This window comes from Microbacterium sp. BF1 (genome assembly GCF_019279095.1).
Taxonomy (GTDB): domain Bacteria; phylum Actinomycetota; class Actinomycetes; order Actinomycetales; family Microbacteriaceae; genus Microbacterium; species Microbacterium maritypicum.
The window spans coordinates 1-2,717 of sequence record NZ_JAGYWT010000340.1 but is presented as its reverse complement, the minus strand read 5'-3'; the positions used below and the strand labels follow the sequence as shown (position 1 = coordinate 2,717).

Genomic DNA, 2,717 nt, shown 5'->3' with positions numbered 1-2,717 from the left:
CGTCACTCCGGGCTCGCGGTTCCTCGCGACGCGCACGACGTCGTCACGGAACTCGGTCGGGTAGGGCTTGGGCACAGCAACATCCTTCCAGGCCACCCTCGAGGGCAAGCCAGATCAGATGTCACCTGTGCGCTCACCGCCGCGATCCGCGCGCTCGCCCCTGCCTTCCCGCACGACGCCGAGTACCTCGCCGCATCCGTGGTCGACTTCGACCGTTGGGCCGCCTCGGACTTCGGGGTGCCCGACTTCCTCGACTCGCTGATGGCCTTCCAGCCACAGCAGCACCGTGTCGACGGCATCCGCCACCTCGTGGTCTTCCCGATGTACACGCAGAACGGATCGAGCGACCGCCTGGTCGAGGCGCTGATCGTCGAGACGATCTGGCCGGAGACACCGCCCTGATCGTGCCGCAGGTCGATCCTGCCGACTGGTCGCTGCGCATCCACGGGATGGTCGACCGCGAGGTGGAGATCACCTGGGACCAGCTGCTCGCCATGCCGATGCAGGAGTCCGACGTGACGCTCGCGTGCGTGTCGAACGAAGTGGGCGGCTCGCTGATCGGCAACGCCCGCTGGCTGGGTGTGCCGGTGCGGGAGCTGCTCGCACGTGCGGGCGTCGACGCCGAGGCCGACATGGTGCTCTCGACCTCCGCCGAGGGCTTCACGGCATCGACCCCGATCGAGGCTCTGACCGATGACCGCGACGCCCTGCTCGCGGTCGGCATGAACGGCGAGCCGCTGCCGATCGAGCACGGATTCCCGGTGCGGATGGTGGTGCCGGGGCTCTACGGCTACGTGTCGGCCACGAAGTGGGTCACGCAGCTGGAGGTGACGCGGTTCGACCGTGCGAAGGCCTATTGGACGACGCGCGGATGGTCCGATCGCGGACCGGTCAAGCTGCAGTCGCGCATCGACGTGCCACGCCGCGGGCAGTCGATCCCGGCGGGTGACGCGGTGATCGCCGGAATGGCCTGGCAGCAGCACGTCGGCATCACCGGCGTCGAGGTGCGCATCGACGACGGTCCCTGGCGTGCCGCGGAACTCGCGACCGCCATCTCGGCCGACACGTGGGTGCAGTGGAGCATCGACTGGGTGGCGGAGAGCGGCGCGCACACCGTCGAATGCCGGGCGCTCAGCGTCGATGGCGAGATGCAGACAGCGGATCCGGCGGCCCCCGCGCCCGACGGCGCGCAGGGGTGGCATCGGATCGACGTGTCGGTGGCGTGAGCCGGGGGAGACCTCCGGCGCACGGCGTAACCCCCCGCGGTATCCCGCCTAGAATTGCTCCATGCCCGCAGGCGAATCCTTCTACATCACCACGCCCATCTACTACCCGTCCGACGTGCCTCACATCGGCCACGGGTACACGACGGTGGCCGTCGACACGCTCGCACGGTGGCACCGCCAGGCGGGGGATGACACCTGGATGCTCACGGGCACCGACGAGCACGGGCAGAAGATGCTGCGGGCCGCGGCGGCGAACAACGTCACCCCGCAGGAGTGGGTCGACAAGCTCGTCAGCGAGAGCTGGTTCCCGCTGCTGACGACGCTCGACGTCGCCAACGACGACTTCATCCGCACCACGCAGGAGCGCCACGAGACGAACGTGCAGACGTTCTTCCAGCGCCTGTACGACCGCGGCTACATCTACGCGGGCGAGTACGAGGCGCTCTACTGCGTGGGCTGCGAGGAGTTCAAGCCCGAGTCGGAGATCGTCGACGGCACCGGTCCCTTCGAGGGGCTGAAGGTCTGTGCGCTCCACTCGAAGCCGCTGGAGCTGCTGCAGGAGAAGAACTACTTCTTCAAGCTCAGCGAGTTCCAGGACCGTCTGCTCGAGCTCTACAAGACCCAGCCCGACTTCGTGCGCCCCGACTCGGCACGCAACGAGGTCGTCTCCTTCGTGAGCCAGGGCCTCAAGGACCTGTCGATCTCGCGGTCGACGTTCGACTGGGGCATCCCGCTGCCGTGGGACGAGTCGCACGTCATCTACGTGTGGGTCGACGCCCTGCTCAACTACGCCACGGCGGTGGGCTACGGCTCCGACGAGGAGACGTTCGAGCGTCGCTGGCCCGCGTACCACGTGGTCGGCAAGGACATCCTGCGCTTCCACGCCGTGATCTGGCCGGCGCTGCTGATGGCGGCCGGCCTCGAGGTGCCCAAGGGTGTCTTCGCGCACGGCTGGCTGCTCGTCGGCGGCGAGAAGATGTCCAAGTCGAAGCTCACCGGCATCGCGCCGACCGAGATCACCGATGTCTTCGGTTCCGACGCCTACCGCTTCTACTTCCTCTCCGCGATCGCCTTCGGCCAGGACGGCTCGTTCTCGTGGGAAGACCTGTCGGCCCGCTATCAGGCCGAGCTCGCGAACGGCTTCGGCAACCTCGCCTCGCGCACGACCGCGATGATCGAGAAGTACTTCGAGGGCGTCGTCCCCCCCGCGGCCGAGTACACCGAGAAGGATCTCGCGATCCAGAAGATCGTGGCGGATGCGGCGGCGAACGCGGATGCCGCGGTCGCGCAGTTCCGCATCGACGAGGCGATCTCGTCGATCTGGACGATCGTCGACGCGCTGAACGGCTACATCACCGTGAACATTCTCGTACGGCCCGTAAGCCTCTAGAAATCCGGGGTTCACTACAGGGTCCGTAACGATGACTGCGTGCGAACGATTAGGGTCGGCGTCGGGGTCTCCGAGCGTTGCGAGGAGGCCCGCCGCTTGCA

1 protein-coding gene and 2 pseudogenes are annotated in these 2,717 nt (G+C 67.5%); all 3 read left to right on the top strand.

What is annotated here, in order from left to right; all coding sequences use genetic code 11:
• Window positions 1-129: 129 nt before the first annotated feature.
• Window positions 130-390, top strand: a pseudogene (locus KZA10_RS11705) (DUF6421 family protein); the annotation flags it as partial.
• A pseudogene (locus KZA10_RS11700) lies at window positions 390-1,226 on the top strand (molybdopterin-dependent oxidoreductase); the annotation flags it as partial. The pseudogenes KZA10_RS11705 and KZA10_RS11700, both read left to right, overlap by 1 nt.
• Before the next feature lie 61 nt (window positions 1,227-1,287).
• Window positions 1,288-2,616 (top strand): methionine--tRNA ligase, encoded by a 1,329-nt coding sequence (gene metG / locus KZA10_RS11695; RefSeq protein WP_256934774.1) that lies wholly within the window; start codon window positions 1,288-1,290, stop codon window positions 2,614-2,616.
• Window positions 2,617-2,717 lie beyond the last annotated feature (101 nt).

Excerpts from the sequence above, each read along its gene's own strand:
- metG (WP_256934774.1), top strand. The coding sequence starts at position 1,288 with ATGCCCGCAGGCGAATCCTTCTACATCACCACGCCCATCTACTACCCG.